The 12,885-nt window shown below is 58.4% G+C and carries 17 protein-coding genes and 1 pseudogene; 11 read left to right on the top strand and 7 right to left on the bottom strand.

Annotation, left to right across the window (positions count from 1 at the left end; translation table 11 throughout):
- The first annotated feature begins 69 nt into the window (after window positions 1-69).
- Window positions 70-267, top strand: a complete 198-nt coding sequence (locus RHEC894_RS32615) for a hypothetical protein (RefSeq protein ID WP_125460993.1) — start codon at window positions 70-72, stop codon at window positions 265-267.
- Window positions 264-1,073 carry an N-acetyltransferase gene (locus RHEC894_RS24235; RefSeq protein WP_085739546.1) on the top strand — a complete coding sequence of 270 codons (810 nt, stop codon included), beginning with the start codon at window positions 264-266 and terminating at the stop codon, window positions 1,071-1,073. Before RHEC894_RS32615 ends, RHEC894_RS24235 begins: the two co-directional genes overlap by 4 nt.
- Before the next feature lie 458 nt (window positions 1,074-1,531).
- Here the strand turns inward: RHEC894_RS24235 and RHEC894_RS24230 are convergent, their stop codons facing one another.
- The 5 genes from RHEC894_RS24230 to RHEC894_RS24210 all read right to left on the bottom strand — a co-directional run bounded on the left by RHEC894_RS24230 (window position 1,532) and on the right by RHEC894_RS24210 (window position 3,480).
- The gene (locus RHEC894_RS24230; protein WP_085739545.1) at window positions 1,532-1,798 is read right to left on the bottom strand and encodes a hypothetical protein; all 267 of its coding nucleotides are present in this window, start codon (window positions 1,796-1,798) and stop codon (window positions 1,532-1,534) included.
- A gap of 9 nt (window positions 1,799-1,807) precedes the next feature.
- The gene (locus RHEC894_RS24225; protein ID WP_085739544.1) at window positions 1,808-2,107 is read right to left on the bottom strand and encodes a DUF982 domain-containing protein; all 300 of its coding nucleotides are present in this window, start codon (window positions 2,105-2,107) and stop codon (window positions 1,808-1,810) included.
- Window positions 2,108-2,186: 79 nt separating this feature from the next.
- Complete coding sequence (locus RHEC894_RS24220) at window positions 2,187-2,660, bottom strand: Hsp20 family protein (RefSeq protein WP_085739543.1); 474 nt, start codon at window positions 2,658-2,660, stop codon at window positions 2,187-2,189.
- Window positions 2,661-2,823: 163 nt separating this feature from the next.
- The gene (locus tag RHEC894_RS24215) at window positions 2,824-3,114 is read right to left on the bottom strand and encodes a hypothetical protein (protein ID WP_085739542.1); all 291 of its coding nucleotides are present in this window, start codon (window positions 3,112-3,114) and stop codon (window positions 2,824-2,826) included.
- Between the two features lie 93 nt (window positions 3,115-3,207).
- On the bottom strand, window positions 3,208-3,480 hold the full coding sequence (locus RHEC894_RS24210; protein WP_085739541.1) for an usg protein: 273 nt from the start codon (window positions 3,478-3,480) through the stop codon (window positions 3,208-3,210).
- A 276-nt stretch (window positions 3,481-3,756) separates the two neighbouring features.
- Between RHEC894_RS24210 and groES the strand changes: the two genes are divergently transcribed.
- The 6 genes from groES to RHEC894_RS24180 all read left to right on the top strand — a co-directional run bounded on the left by groES (window position 3,757) and on the right by RHEC894_RS24180 (window position 9,920).
- A complete protein-coding gene (gene groES, locus RHEC894_RS24205; RefSeq protein ID WP_085739540.1) occupies window positions 3,757-4,071 on the top strand; it encodes a co-chaperone GroES in 315 nt (104 codons plus the stop codon).
- Window positions 4,072-4,128: 57 nt separating this feature from the next.
- A complete protein-coding gene (gene groL / locus RHEC894_RS24200; protein ID WP_085739539.1) occupies window positions 4,129-5,760 on the top strand; it encodes a chaperonin GroEL in 1,632 nt (543 codons plus the stop codon).
- A gap of 58 nt (window positions 5,761-5,818) precedes the next feature.
- Entirely contained in the window at window positions 5,819-6,118 is a 300-nt protein-coding gene (locus tag RHEC894_RS24195) for a hypothetical protein (protein WP_085739538.1), read from the top strand.
- Entirely contained in the window at window positions 6,093-6,515 is a 423-nt protein-coding gene (locus RHEC894_RS24190; RefSeq protein WP_085739537.1) for a hypothetical protein, read from the top strand. Before RHEC894_RS24195 ends, RHEC894_RS24190 begins: the two co-directional genes overlap by 26 nt.
- An 89-nt stretch (window positions 6,516-6,604) precedes the next feature.
- The gene (locus RHEC894_RS24185; RefSeq protein WP_010068119.1) at window positions 6,605-7,699 is read left to right on the top strand and encodes a glycosyltransferase family 4 protein; all 1,095 of its coding nucleotides are present in this window, start codon (window positions 6,605-6,607) and stop codon (window positions 7,697-7,699) included.
- 16 nt (window positions 7,700-7,715) lie between these two features.
- Complete coding sequence (locus RHEC894_RS24180) at window positions 7,716-9,920, top strand: amylo-alpha-1,6-glucosidase (protein ID WP_085739536.1); 2,205 nt, start codon at window positions 7,716-7,718, stop codon at window positions 9,918-9,920.
- A 29-nt stretch (window positions 9,921-9,949) separates the two neighbouring features.
- Here the strand turns inward: RHEC894_RS24180 and RHEC894_RS24175 are convergent, their stop codons facing one another.
- A complete protein-coding gene (locus RHEC894_RS24175; RefSeq protein WP_085739685.1) occupies window positions 9,950-10,171 on the bottom strand; it encodes a hypothetical protein in 222 nt (73 codons plus the stop codon).
- Window positions 10,172-10,385: 214 nt separating this feature from the next.
- Between RHEC894_RS24175 and RHEC894_RS24170 the strand changes: the two genes are divergently transcribed.
- The 3 genes from RHEC894_RS24170 (at window position 10,386) to RHEC894_RS24160 (ending at window position 12,621) form a co-directional block, all read left to right on the top strand.
- Window positions 10,386-10,862 (top strand): Hsp20 family protein, encoded by a 477-nt coding sequence (locus RHEC894_RS24170; protein WP_085739535.1) that lies wholly within the window; start codon window positions 10,386-10,388, stop codon window positions 10,860-10,862.
- A gap of 98 nt (window positions 10,863-10,960) precedes the next feature.
- Complete coding sequence (locus tag RHEC894_RS24165) at window positions 10,961-11,470, top strand: Hsp20/alpha crystallin family protein (RefSeq protein ID WP_085739534.1); 510 nt, start codon at window positions 10,961-10,963, stop codon at window positions 11,468-11,470.
- 65 nt (window positions 11,471-11,535) lie between these two features.
- Window positions 11,536-12,621 (top strand): Do family serine endopeptidase, encoded by a 1,086-nt coding sequence (locus RHEC894_RS24160; RefSeq protein WP_085739533.1) that lies wholly within the window; start codon window positions 11,536-11,538, stop codon window positions 12,619-12,621.
- A gap of 65 nt (window positions 12,622-12,686) precedes the next feature.
- Here the strand turns inward: RHEC894_RS24160 and RHEC894_RS33515 are convergent.
- Window positions 12,687-12,884 (bottom strand): annotated as a pseudogene (locus RHEC894_RS33515) (Fic family protein); the annotation flags it as partial.
- Window position 12,885: the final 1 nt, after the last annotated feature.

Here is a 12,885-nt window from a genome sequence, read left to right as displayed (position 1 = left end):
CCCCCAGATCCATGGAGGCTACAGGTTACACCGCACGAGCCCGTTTGCAAGGCATGCGGGAGTTGCGGCATGCCGTCGGGCGATGCAATGCAAGGTTTCCTGCGCCCGTTGCAATATCAAAAGCTGGCAGATATTCACAACGCTGGTCGACTGCACGGGTATTTCCGCCCGCAGTGCATTGCAGAAAATGTCCGCCGCATTTATCGCCTGTCAGACGACGTCCCCCTTGCCGGCCGGCGAGGTTCTGCCCCAGGAGCATTGTCTTGAATCCTTCTCCCTCTGCCGATGTCGGCCCGCGCCAGGAAGACGCCATCGAAGCCAAGGCCTTCATCGACTTATATCAGGCGGCCCGCGGGCAATTGCCCGACGAGGAACGATTCGATTGCGTTTCCCTCCAAGGTGGATGCGTCATCTCACTTCCGCGGGCGCCCGCGACCGGCCTCAACCGCATCCTGGGTCTCGGCAAAACCGAAGATCTCGATGAAGCCTACAACTGGATGGAAGGAAGGCGGGGAAACCGGTTCCTGCAACTCAATATCGACGCCGCATCGGACGCGGTGAAACATTGGGTCCAGTCGAAGGGTCTCATACCGCATGGTCCGGGATGGGCAAAGCTGGCGCGGAACGCAGACGCGGTCGCCGATTTGGCGCCCGGCGCGGTAAAAACGCGACAGGTCCTGCCGGAGGAAGCCAGGCTATTCGGCGCAATGATGTGCGCCGGCTTCGGCTTTCCGGAGGACCTTGCCGCTCTGTGGTCCTCGATCGTCGGCAGAGACGGTTGGTCCTGCCATTACGCGCTTGACGGGGATACGCCCGTCGGAACCGGCGCGATGTTCACTTCGGGATCCTTCGCCTGGCTCGGCGGTGGAACGACGGTTCCGAGCTTTCGCAACTGCGGCGCACAGAAGGCCCTGATATATGCCCGCCTGCAGGAAGGCCTGGCCCGCGGCGTATCGACCTTCGTGGTCGAAACCGAAGCCCTCTCGCCTGAAAAGGCCAATATCTCGAACGCCAACCTGACGAAAATGGGCTTCGTCCATCGCTACAACCGCGCCAACTTCCTATTAGGCTAGCATAGCGATCACATGGAGGCTGAGTTGACGGCTTGGCTTATCAGCCGACGTTGCTGGCTATAACCCTCTCTCTAGCCACGTGGATCGACTGCAACGCTCCACACTCCTGCGCCCGAACGGTGGCGCGGCCTACTACATCTAATGCCTATTGCCGATAAATCCGGCGGGTACGACCTCCTACTTTACTTGCTTCGGACTACGCTGCGAGCTAAGTCTGCTTCGGCAGGCGCGACGACATCCCCTACCGACTTGAAGGCGCAAGAGCGGTCATTGCACGCGAGCCACGGGTCCTCAAGAAAATGCTTTACTGCCGTCTTCGCCTTGAAGGGATCTGAACCGTCGACCCGTCTTTGCGCACGGCCAACTCATGCCGCCAGCCTGAAAGGCTGGCGGCGCACGGCAGTCTTGTTTCATCGCAATTACGGCAGCAACCGATGGTCTCGGATTGATTGCTAGCCCTATTTACAATCGAGCTCCCGAAGCGCGAGCTGAACCTCGTCGATCGAGACAGGCTCGCCCGTCCCGGGCAATTGCCGTTCAGACTTCGAATTGACGGCATAGAAGTCAGATGCCCACGCGGCAAGGATGGCCCGCTTGTCATCAACCGACAGAGAGCGGGACCTGACGACGTCGATCGGCCGCCGAAACCGAGCGCCCCGCATCAATACCGCCGGCCCCATGATCACTGCGTTATCGACCGCCTGCTGCAATATGGCGTTTTCCATGACATCACCTCATTGCACATGGGGATCGCGGTCACCCCTCATGCGAGAGGCAGCAATCGCAGGCGTTTCAGAAGCCAGCAGATCATGCTTTTCCGCGAATGCCTTGAATAGTCCGCGCGCCGTCTCTGCGTCGATGTCTCCTCGAAGCGCCGCCTGACACGCCTTCAGGGCAACAGAGTGCACCATGTCCCTGAACGAAGTCGGCCACTCAGCAAGGTGTCGGTAAGCATCCATCACGTTGCGAACTTCTGCAGGAAAGCCCAGGCCAACAAGAATGGTGACAGGTTTTCTGAACATATCGGGTTTCATCGTTCTCTCCTTCCCAACCCGGAATGTTGACGGGCGCCATTGCAATGGCGCCCTTGAACCTAGTGGACAAGCTTAGGAATTAAGCCGCCTTCTGCGCTTCGATCTGCGCGGGAGCGGCTGACGTCAAAGCAGGCGTGCTCTGGATCGAGATCTTGCGCGGCTTAAGTGCCTCGGGGATCTCACGGACGAGCTCGATCGACAGGAGACCGTTGCTGAGATCCGCTCCGTTCACCCGGACGTGGTCCGCGAGTTCGAAGCGGTGTTCGAACGGGCGACCGGCAATGCCCCGATGCAGGTAGCCATCTGTCGGAACTTCATGCTTCTTGCCGGTGACGGTCAGCAAATTGGATTGGAAACTGATGTCGAGATCGTCCTTTGCAAAGCCCGCTACTGCGATCGAGATGCGGTATGAGTCGTCGCCTGTCTTGACGATGTCATAAGGCGGCCAATCGTTGGTCGCACGGGCGCGCTGGGCGTTTTCGAGCAGGTTGAAGATCCGGTCGAACCCAACGCTCGAACGGTAGAGTGGTGCGTAGTCGTAAGATGTTGCCATAGCCATATCCTCCTTGAAGCAACATGGGTACGGGAATGCCAAAAGCGGCGCTCCCGGCAATGCCAGCCCTCTCCAAGCGGCTGGCGGTAGTCGATTTGGTTTTACTGGTTTTTGGCTTCAAGATCTGGCGCGAAAAAATTTCGCGACATCGCGGCGCCTTCCTTCAATGGACCGATCGGCTGAGAATGCGATGCGGGTAAGCAGCCTTGAATTGCGAGATCATCGCGCAAGCTTGTTGCAATACCCGCTCGGTGGTTTCGGGTTTCTCGCGTGCAAGTTCGTCGGCGTTTATGCGAATTGCTTCCGCCATATTGGCTGACATCATAGCAAAACGCCCTTCACCATAGACAAGGGCGTCCTGTGAGGCGGTCTCGAGCCAGCGTGCGAAATCGACGATGATCTCTTCTTTCTCCGCGATACTAGCGTCCTTGATGATTTTAATATTCTCTTCCATGTGGTCTCACTCCATACAGACGTGGAAAGCGATCGAGCTGATCAAGCCCCGATCGCCGGGTGAGCTAGGAAGGGGAAATGTCAGATTCAAGCGTTAGTGCAGCTTGAATTCGCCATCCACACGGCGCCATTCGTTCGGCCCAATCAGGCGCTGGTGGCTGTATCGAACGGAGTGCAGTGGTCCGTCGAGGGATGTTTGCCAGAAATCCAAAAATTTGCGCATTTCGGGGAAGTCCGGAGCGAGATCGTAGTCCTGCCAGACGTAGGTTTGCAGGACGGATCCAAAGTCCGGGATGCGATAGAGAATATGGGCGGTGGTCAAGCCGTAGCCGTTCAGTTGCCGTTCCAGATCCGTTGAGAATTGCATGCTTCATCTCCGTTTCGTGACACGATGATGGTGATGCAAAACTTTGGCCCGATCAACACGTTTAAGACACTGAGCATCAGTTTTCTGTTCCTTTACAGCATGTTAGCAGCCACCACACCTGAGTGCTAATTTTTCTTACTGACCGTCTTGAAATCGAAAAAGCCCGAAAATAAATTTCGCTCGCGAACGCTCAAAGAGGTTCGCACCCGCCCGGACTCGTCATCCGGTCCGGCCTGGGTTTTTCAACGTCATCATTTTTGCTCAACGGAGGAAAACATGTCGTTCCGACCGCTTCATGACCGCATTCTCGTCCGCCGGGTCGAATCCGAGGAAAAGACCAAGGGCGGCATCATCATTCCCGACACAGCCAAGGAAAAGCCGCAGGAAGGCGTGGTGATCGCCGTCGGTTCCGGCGCACGCGACGAGGCGGGCCAGATCCAGGCGCTCGACGTCAAGGCCGGAGATCGCATCCTGTTCGGTAAATGGTCCGGCACCGAGATCAAGATCAACGGCGAAGACCTGCTGATCATGAAGGAAAGCGATGTCATGGGCATCATCGAGGCCGAGGCCGAGCAGAGACAAGCCGCCTGAGCGGCAACCCGCAAATCCAACCATCAGTCAGTAGCTGCCTATTGAGGAGTTAGATAAATGGCTGCGAAAGAAGTCAAATTCCACAGTGACGCCCGGGAACGCATGCTGCGTGGGGTCGATGTCCTTGCCAACGCCGTGAAGGTTACGCTCGGCCCCAAGGGTCGTAACGTCGTGATCGACAAGTCGTTCGGCGCTCCGCGCATCACCAAGGACGGTGTTTCTGTCGCCAAGGAAATCGAACTCGAAGACAAGTTCGAAAACATGGGCGCCCAGATGCTGCGCGAAGTGGCCTCGAAAACCAACGACCTTGCCGGTGACGGCACCACGACCGCGACAGTTCTCGCACAGGCGATCGTCAAGGAAGGCGCCAAGGCGGTTGCCTCTGGCATGAACCCGATGGACCTGAAGCGCGGCATCGATCTTGCCGTCGACACCGTCGTCAAGGAACTGAAGAAAAACGCCCGGAAGATCACCAGCAATTCCGAAATCGCCCAGGTCGGCACCGTCTCCGCCAATGGCGACGACGAAATCGGCCGCTACCTCGCCGAGGCGATGGAGAAGGTCGGCAACGAAGGCGTCATCACCGTCGAAGAGGCCAAGACGGCTGAAACCGAACTCGAAGTCGTCGAAGGCATGCAGTTCGACCGCGGCTACCTGAGCCCGTACTTCGTGACCAACCAGGACAAGATGCGGGTCGAGTTCGAGGATCCCTATATCCTCATTCATGAAAAGAAGCTGTCCAACCTGCAGTCCTTGCTGCCGGTCCTCGAAGCGGTCGTTCAGTCAAGCAAACCGCTGCTGATCATTGCTGAAGATGTCGAAGGCGAAGCTCTTGCCACGCTCGTCGTCAACAAGCTTCGTGGGGGCCTGAAGATTGCCGCTGTCAAGGCTCCGGGCTTCGGCGATCGCCGCAAGGCCATGCTGGAAGACATCGCTATCCTCACAGGCGGCACCGTCATCTCCGAGGATCTTGGCATCAAGCTCGAAAACGTCACCTTGAACATGCTCGGCCGGGCCAAGAAGGTGGCAATCGAAAAGGAAAACACCACCATCATCGACGGTGTCGGCTCCAAGGCCGAAATCGACGGCCGCGTCGCGCAGATCCGCGCCCAGATCGAGGAAACCTCGTCTGACTACGACCGCGAAAAGCTGCAGGAACGCCTTGCCAAGCTTGCCGGCGGCGTTGCCGTCATCCGGGTGGGTGGTTCGACGGAAGTCGAGGTGAAGGAAAAGAAGGATCGTGTCGACGATGCGCTGCACGCGACCCGCGCGGCCGTCGAGGAGGGTATCCTGCCAGGCGGCGGTGTCGCATTGCTGCGCGCAGTTAGGGCGCTCGACAATCTCGCCACGGCCAATTCGGACCAGAAGGTCGGCGTCGAGATCGTTCGCCGCGCCATCGAGGCGCCTGTGCGCCAGATCGCCGAGAACGCCGGCGCGGAAGGCTCTGTCATTGTCGGTAAGCTGCGGGAGAAGCCCGACTTCTCCTATGGCTGGAACGCCCAGACCGGCGAATACGGCGATCTTTACACGCAAGGCGTCATCGATCCTGTCAAGGTCGTGCGCACGGCGCTGCAGGATGCTGCTTCCGTTGCCGGCCTTCTCGTGACGACGGAAGCAATGATCGCCGAAAAGCCCAAGAAGGACGCCGCCGCACCGGCAATGCCCGCCGGCGCCGGAATGGACTTCTAAAAAGCGATCGGCAAGGCTCGCCCCAGCCGCCGTGGGGCGAGCCATCTGCGGAGGAAACATGAAATTGCCGTCGAAAAAAGATGCGCGCCTTTGCGCCGGCGTCGTCAGAGAAGTTGCCCGAGCAAAAGGGATAACCGAGCCATACTCCATCGGACGGCTGACCGTCAGCGTCGCCAGACTGTTCAACAAGGGCACGCGAGAGCGGGAAAATCTTCTGTCGGAGGCGATGGCGGTCGCCGACATTCCGGTGGCTCACGAGGAGCAGGGCGGCGCGCTTAATGCGTTGCGGAACATGAACCCAGGTACCATCGATTCATCCATGGAGCCGGAAAATGAGAGAGGACATCAACAACTTTAAAACGTCGCATGACGCAGAGGCAGCGATAAGCGCTGCACATCTGCTTCATCCGGAAAATCGTTTCAATCACCCGCGTCACGTGCTTGCCGCCGATCAGGTCGGCCATGACGAAAAGCGCGCCATCCTTGCATCCTGGGCGTCTGACATCTCCGCCGTCGACTCCATCCCAGCTCTTCGTATTTATCCTGGTACGAATAAAGCTGTCGCTTACGATGAGATTGTAGAAGCGCTGAAAACGCTCGACGCGCACGATCAGCAGCATGATAGAAACTGCTCGTCCAGTTCCTTCGACATTCACCAGACCCGTCATCGCAGACCGCGAACCCGCCGCTTTGGCGGATTTGGCCTGTGCAGCTACCGGAAAGGAAACCATCGCCGACAGCCACTTGAGATTTAGAGCTTCCATCTGACTTGCCGCGTGCCTCGTTACAGACGCGGCCCTGGTTTTTACCGACGACTCTTTGCTCAATTGAGGAGGTTTTGCCGATGAAGATCGCTCAGATCGCACCACTCGCCGAAAGTGTTCCGCCCAAGCTCTATGGCGGCACCGAACGCATCGTTTCTTATCTCACCGAAGAACTTGTCGCCGAAGGCCACGATGTCACCCTCTTTGCCAGCGGCGATTCTGTCACCCGGGCCCGCCTGGTATCTTCCTCCGACGTCGCGTTACGCCTGAATCCGGCCGTGAGAGACCATCTGCCGCATCAGGTCGTGATGTTGGAGGAAATCCGTCGGCGGGCGCATGAATTCGATGTGCTGCACTTCCACATCGATCTGTTGCATTTCCCAATGATCCGCGAGTTTGCCGACCGTACCGTCACGACTTTGCACGGTCGGCTCGATTTGCCGGACCTCAAACCGTTCTATCAGGCCTTCCCCGATATCCCGCTGGTGTCGATTTCCAACGACCAGCGCCGCCCGATGCCTCCGGTCAACTGGTCGGGAACGGTCTATCATGGCCTGCCGGTCGACCTGTTGCCATTCACGGAAAAACCCAATGGCAACTATCTTGCTTTCCTTGGACGCATATCTCCTGAGAAGCGACCGGATCGTGCGATCGAGATCGCAGCCAAGGTCGGGATGCCGCTGAAGATCGCCGCGAAGGTCGACAATGCCGACAAGGCCTATTGGGAAACGGTCATCGAGCCGATGGTAAAAAGCCATCCGAATGTTAAGTTCATCGGCGAAATCAACGAGCATCAGAAGGCCGATTTCCTCGGCAATGCCAGCGCGCTGCTGTTCCCGATCGACTGGCCCGAGCCGTTCGGACTGGTCATGATTGAAGCAATGGCCTGCGGCACACCGGTAATTGCCTTCGGATGTGGTTCAGCCCCCGAGGTTATCGATAACGGGATCTCGGGCATCCTGGTCGATTGCGTGACGGAAGCCGTTGAGAACGTCGAATGGGCGCTCCGGATGGATCGAAAGAAGGTTCGTACGACGTTCGAGGAGCGTTTTAGCGCCCAGCGGATGGCACAGGACTATCTTGACATCTATCGCAATCTTCCCGGCGTCCGTACGAAGGCGGCCCCGCTGCGCCGTGCTAACGGTCAGGACTTCGATCTTCAGATCGTCGCATGATCCGGAGGACATCAGCATGTCAATCGCTTCTGGACACGACGGTTCCGCGGCTGCAGACGGCCAGGCGCCGATCGCGCAATTTTTCATTCCGGCGACCGCCTCGCTGCACGAGCGGCGGCCTCGCACCCTGAAGCACGGCGACACATTCGCCGTCTTCGATCACAATGGTGACGCGCTTTCCGGGCCTGGCAGCCCGGAAGGCATCTTCCATCGGGACACGCGGTACCTTTCGCATCTGCATCTGACGATCAACGGCAAGCGCCCGATGCTTCTCTCGTCCACGCTGCGCGACGACAATGCCACGCTAACCTGCGATTTGACCAATCCCGACCTTTTTGATGAAAAGGGAAAGCTCACACTTGAGCATGATCTCATCCATATGCGCAGGACACGCTTTCTGTGGAATGCCGGTTGTTACGAGCGCTTGGCCGTAAGGAACTACGACGAGCGACGACAACAAATGCGCATCGAAATTTCGTTCGGAGCGGACTTCGCCGATCTGTTCGAGGTTCGCGGAACCGTAAGGGCGAGGAGGGGCCGCCATCTTCCATCCGTGGTGGAACAGGACCGCGTTCTCCTCTCCTATATCGGCCTCGACGATCAGAAGCGCGTCACGCAGTTGTCCTTCGATCCGCGCCCAGACGAACTTGGGATTGGCCATGTCGTTTATGATCTTGATCTGGCCCCACATGAGACGCGGTCGCTGTTCATCCAGATCTGCTGTGACCAGGCCAAAGACCAGCGTCCAGGCTACCAGTCTTTTTTTCTGGGCCTGCGGGATGCGCGCCGTGCATTGCGCTCCTCTTCCTCGCGCGCAGCATCGATCGTCACCTCCAACGAAATATTCAACGAAGCGGCACGGCGCAGCGTCTCCGATCTATACATGCTGATGACCGACAAGCCCGAAGGCCCGTACCCGTACGCTGGCATCCCCTGGTTTAGCACCGTTTTCGGACGTGATGCGCTGATCACCGCGCTCGAAACCTTGTGGCTCGATCCACAGATCGCACGCGGCGTACTTGGCCATCTTGCGGCAAACCAAGCGACCGAAATCGATCCCGCCTCCGACGCCGAGCCCGGCAAAATCCTGCACGAAGTGCGTTTTGGCGAAATGGCTGAACTGGGCGAAGTGCCCTTCCGCCGCTATTACGGCAGTATCGACTCCACCCCGTTGTTCGTACTGCTGGCAGGCGAGTACCTGAAGCGAACAGGCGACCTTGTTACGATCAACCATCTTCTGCCGAATATCGAGGCAGCGCTCACCTGGATCGACGAGCACGGCGATCGGGACAGTGATGGTTTCGTCGAGTACGGGCGGTTGACGGAAGAAGGGCTGATCAATCAGGCCTGGAAAGACAGTCACGACTCCGTCTTTCACGCCGACGGCACGCTCGCTAAAGGCCCGATCGCCATTGCCGAAGTTCAGGCCTATGTTTATGGCGCCTGGCAGGCAGCAGCCGAGATCTTCCGCCGGGTTGGTAGACCAGAGCGTGCAGCGAAATTTCTTACACGGGCCGAGGGCCTGCGTCGTGCCTTCGATGCGAGTTTCTTCGACGAGGAACTTGGCACCTTCGTGCTAGCGCTCGACGGGAACAAGCAGGCTTGCAGGGTCCGGTCCTCAAATGCGGGCCATGCCCTATTCACCGGCATTGCCTATCCGGAGCGGGCCACCCAGGTTGCCAAAACCTTGATGAGCGCCTCGTCCTTTTGCGGATGGGGCATCCGCACCGTCGCCTCCACCGAGGCACGCTACAATCCGATGAGCTACCACAATGGGTCGGTATGGCCGCATGACAATGCAATGATTGCCAGTGGCCTCGCCCGCTATGGCTACCGAGCCGAAGCCGCACGTATTTTTGAAGGGCTCTTTGCCTCTTCGACATATATCGACTTGCGTCGTCTCCCGGAACTCTTCTGCGGCCTGTCGCGTCAGCGGGCCCAGGGGCCGACCTTCTATCCCGTCGCCTGCTCTCCACAGGCGTGGGCGGCCGCAGCGCCCCTCCTTCTATTGCAGTCCTGTCTTGGCCTCGACTTCGAGCCGAATGCCCAGATCATCAGCTTCAACGAGCCGCAACTGCCCTCGTTCATGGATGAGGTAATCCTGCGACATCTGCAGGTCGGAAATGGCTCGGCGGACGTCGCAATTCGCCGCTCAGGACGCAGTGTCGTGGTCGACATCGTCGATCGTCGGGGCGAGGTTCGCGTGTTGACCACCGCATAGGCGAGGCCGCTTCCAGGCAGGCGCCTTGCCTAGTCCAACTCCTCCTCGTCTGAGACGAGAAGGTCAATCAACAAGGCGGTTCTGCCAGTCGGCAGAGGCCGCCGTTCACTCATCAACGCCTCGTCGCCGTTGGTCCACGCGAACGCTTCGGCCAGTTCAGCTTGGTTGGCACCAGTCGCCACGACATCCGCTACCAAAGTTTCGTCGACAGGTCCGAGGATGGCGATGACGTCTTCGGAGGTCATTGTCATACCCATTACTCCTTTTGTCTGCCTGACCGGAATCTGGTGGCCCAAACAAAAAAATCAAATTTTTCCACCGGGCAAATTCAAAGTTCTTGAAACTGCAAGCTACTGAATTATATCAATATTGTTTGATCGCCCAATGGGGATCGGCAAGTCCAGGAGGCGCCATGTGCTCTTGGCGTCTCCTTGTATCCATGTTGCTTACAAGGAGGATATGGCTATGAGGACAAACCTCGATTTCTCTCCCCTGTACCGGTCGAGCATCGGTTTCGACCGGATGCTGAATGTGCTCGAAGCTGCAAGCCGCGTCGAAACGATCGACAACTGGCCACCCTACGACATCGTCAAGTCCGGTGAGGACGCGTATCGTCTTGCCATGGCAGTGGCGGGCTTCTCGCAGGACGAGCTGACGATCACGCAGGAGCAGAACATGCTCTTCGTATCGGGTCAGAAGACAAATGCTGAAGATGTGCAGTATCTGCACCGGGGCATCGCCGGCCGCTCGTTCCAACGTCGGTTCGAACTTGCCGACCACGTCAAGGTCGTCGGTGCTGGCCTCGTCAACGGTCTGCTGACCATCGATCTCAAGCGGGAAATCCCCGAAGAGATGAAACCGCGCCAGATCGCGATCAGCACCGGTGAGGCGCTGCCCATGACTGAGACCAAGCAGATCGAAGCCGACAAGCAAGCGGCTTAAGCCTTCCGTCGGCGCGAATGCCCGCAAAGGGCGCCGGGGCATGCTCGGCGCCAGCAGCAAGGCTTTGCCGACTGAACCACAAGATAAGGAGAAGAAACATGAGTGTTCGTGATTTGATTCCCTGGGGCCGGAGCAATGGCAATCAGGTTCCAGGTCTTCCGCGCGATGACGACCGTGATCCCTTCCTGTCGCTGCATCGCGAGGTAAACCGCCTGTTCGACGATGTCTTCCGCGGCTTCGGCTCCGGGTTGCCGTCGTTTGCAGGCTCCTCTGGCCTCAGTTCCGGCTGGCCGAGCGTCGAGATCTCCGACACCGACAAGGAGATCAGGATTACGGCGGAAGTACCCGGTCTGGAGGAGAAGGACATCGAGGTTCTGCTCAATGACGGCGTGCTGACGCTGAAAGGCGAGAAGCGATCGGAGACCGAAGACAAGGATCGCCAGTTTACTGAGCGCTACTACGGTCGCTTCGAGCGCCGTATCCCGCTCGGTGTCGAAGTCAAGGAAGACGAGGTCGATGCACGCTTCCGAAACGGCGTACTGACCGTAACCTTGCCCAAGGACGAGAAGGCGCAATCACAGGTCAAGCGCATCGCGATCAAACATTAAGGAAAGAAGCCGGAGGACCTCCTCCGGCTTTTTCTGCGTCTGTATGTTCGAAAGGAGGAGGGACTATGTCCGCGTTCATAAGGCTCGTCAGGCCAATAATCATCGTCTTCACCGTCTCCCTGCTCATTGGCGGCGTTCCAGCCCAGGCGCAGTTCGTGTCCGGGATCGGCGGCAGCGTACCGACGCTTGCTCCGATGCTCGAAAAGGTCACGCCAGCAGTCGTCAACATCTCGGTTGTCTCGCAGGCACCCCAAGAGGATAACCCGCTCTACAGTGACCCGTATTTCCGCCGCTACTTCAACCTTCCGGATAAGCCTCAGGCGGAACCGCGTCTGAGCGCCGGATCGGGGGTCATTGTCGATGCGACACGGGGCTACGTGTTAACGAACCATCATGTTGTGGCCAATGCCCGCAAGATCCTGGTGACGCTCAAGGATGGAAGGCGGCTGGATGCAAGGCTTGTCGGCTCCGACAAGGGTACGGACATCGCAGTTCTCCAAATACCGGCCCGTAATCTGACAGCGTTGCCTTTTGGCGACTCGGACGCGTTACGCGTTGGCGATTATGTCGTGGCGATCGGCAATCCGTTTGGACTTGGGCAGACTGTTACATCGGGCATCGTCAGTGCGCTTGGCCGAAGCGGCCTCAGTCGCGGAGGTTATGAAGATTTTATCCAGACGGACGCCTCGATCAATCCGGGCAACTCGGGTGGCGCGCTGGTAACTTTTGATGGGAGGCTTGCGGGGATCAACTCAGCGATCCTCAGCCCAGCTGGCGGCAACATCGGTATCGGCTTCGCCGTACCGAGCAAGATCGCGAGACTGGTGATGACCCAGCTGATCCAACATGGCGAGGTCATTCGCGGCAAGCTGGGCGTTGCGATCCAGGATATCGATTCCGATATGGCAGCTTCGCTCGGGCTGGATGACGCGGGCGGCGCGCTGATCGCGGCGGTTGAGCAAGGATCTCCGGCCGCTGGTGCGGGTTTGAAGCCGGGCGACGTGGTGGCGGCTGTTGATGGCCGGCCAGTTCATGGGGCTGCTGATCTGCGCAATCGCATAGGTTTGACGCCTGTCGGTTCGCAGATCGAGTTGACCGTCAGGAGCAGTGGCTCGGAGCGTACGATTAAAGCACGCGTGAGCGGATCATAGAAGCCGCCGCTCTTCGTGTTTCCGGCCGCGGTTCGTCCACGGCCGGGAACGCTCATCAACGGGGAATCAGCAAGTGCGGCATTAACCGTTGGTGCGGAAAGACCCTTGATCTGAACAAGCTGGTTCGATGTGTGAAAAGGATTCTGCTGGAAAAGCTCGTGAATACGAAAGGCCGACCCTGCTCTATCGCTCTCCATCGTGATCCGCTCCCGATCTTCCTTGAAAAGATCGACGATCTGAGTCGCAGCCTCAAACGCTTGATTG

Origin of the sequence: Rhizobium sp. CIAT894 (genome assembly GCF_000172795.2) — a bacterium.
GTDB lineage: Bacteria > Pseudomonadota > Alphaproteobacteria > Rhizobiales > Rhizobiaceae > Rhizobium.
This window is presented reverse-complemented; position numbering and strand designations above follow the sequence as displayed.

Bases quoted from the DNA above. Each gene is read 5' to 3' on its own strand.
- RHEC894_RS32615 (WP_125460993.1), top strand. From the start codon at position 70: ATGCCGTCGGGCGATGCAATGCAAGGTTTCCTGCGCCCGTTGCAATAT.
- RHEC894_RS24230 (WP_085739545.1), bottom strand. From the start codon at position 1,798: ATGGAAAACGCCATATTGCAGCAGGCGGTCGATAACGCAGTGATCATG.
- RHEC894_RS24225 (WP_085739544.1), bottom strand. From the start codon at position 2,107: ATGAAACCCGATATGTTCAGAAAACCTGTCACCATTCTTGTTGGCCTG.
- RHEC894_RS24220 (WP_085739543.1), bottom strand. From the start codon at position 2,660: ATGGCAACATCTTACGACTACGCACCACTCTACCGTTCGAGCGTTGGG.
- RHEC894_RS24215 (WP_085739542.1), bottom strand. From the start codon at position 3,114: ATGGAAGAGAATATTAAAATCATCAAGGACGCTAGTATCGCGGAGAAA.
- RHEC894_RS24210 (WP_085739541.1), bottom strand. From the start codon at position 3,480: ATGCAATTCTCAACGGATCTGGAACGGCAACTGAACGGCTACGGCTTG.
- groES (WP_085739540.1), top strand. From the start codon at position 3,757: ATGTCGTTCCGACCGCTTCATGACCGCATTCTCGTCCGCCGGGTCGAA.
- groL (WP_085739539.1), top strand. From the start codon at position 4,129: ATGGCTGCGAAAGAAGTCAAATTCCACAGTGACGCCCGGGAACGCATG.
- RHEC894_RS24195 (WP_085739538.1), top strand. From the start codon at position 5,819: ATGAAATTGCCGTCGAAAAAAGATGCGCGCCTTTGCGCCGGCGTCGTC.
- RHEC894_RS24190 (WP_085739537.1), top strand. From the start codon at position 6,093: ATGAGAGAGGACATCAACAACTTTAAAACGTCGCATGACGCAGAGGCA.
- RHEC894_RS24185 (WP_010068119.1), top strand. From the start codon at position 6,605: ATGAAGATCGCTCAGATCGCACCACTCGCCGAAAGTGTTCCGCCCAAG.
- RHEC894_RS24180 (WP_085739536.1), top strand. From the start codon at position 7,716: ATGTCAATCGCTTCTGGACACGACGGTTCCGCGGCTGCAGACGGCCAG.
- RHEC894_RS24175 (WP_085739685.1), bottom strand. From the start codon at position 10,171: ATGACAATGACCTCCGAAGACGTCATCGCCATCCTCGGACCTGTCGAC.
- RHEC894_RS24170 (WP_085739535.1), top strand. From the start codon at position 10,386: ATGAGGACAAACCTCGATTTCTCTCCCCTGTACCGGTCGAGCATCGGT.
- RHEC894_RS24165 (WP_085739534.1), top strand. From the start codon at position 10,961: ATGAGTGTTCGTGATTTGATTCCCTGGGGCCGGAGCAATGGCAATCAG.
- RHEC894_RS24160 (WP_085739533.1), top strand. From the start codon at position 11,536: ATGTCCGCGTTCATAAGGCTCGTCAGGCCAATAATCATCGTCTTCACC.